Here is a 231-nt window from a genome sequence, read left to right on the forward strand (position 1 = left end):
CAGGTCGAACAGCTCCTGGCGCGGCAGCGGTGCGGTAAAACCGGGGATGGCATTGCGGATCAACAGCGGCTTCTTGTGCCAGTAGTCACGCAGGAATTGGGCGGGCGTGATGCCGCCGAGCAGATCGAGTTTTTTCATGGTCGCCATTATAGGCGGGCTGACGCGGCGGCAAGCCATTGGCAGCCACCAAGTTTGATGCAGGTATAATCGCGGAGTCGAGAATCCGTTAGA

At 58.9% G+C, this 231-nt stretch carries 1 pseudogene; it reads right to left on the reverse strand.

The window, feature by feature from the left end:
* Window positions 1–138: pseudogene (locus I5W_RS31405) on the reverse strand (cupin domain-containing protein); the annotation flags it as partial.
* Between the last annotated feature and the right edge of the window lie 93 nt (window positions 139–231).

The sequence above is a fragment of the Herbaspirillum sp. B65 genome (assembly GCF_000333555.1).
Taxonomy (GTDB): domain Bacteria; phylum Pseudomonadota; class Gammaproteobacteria; order Burkholderiales; family Burkholderiaceae_D; genus Herbaspirillum; species Herbaspirillum rubrisubalbicans.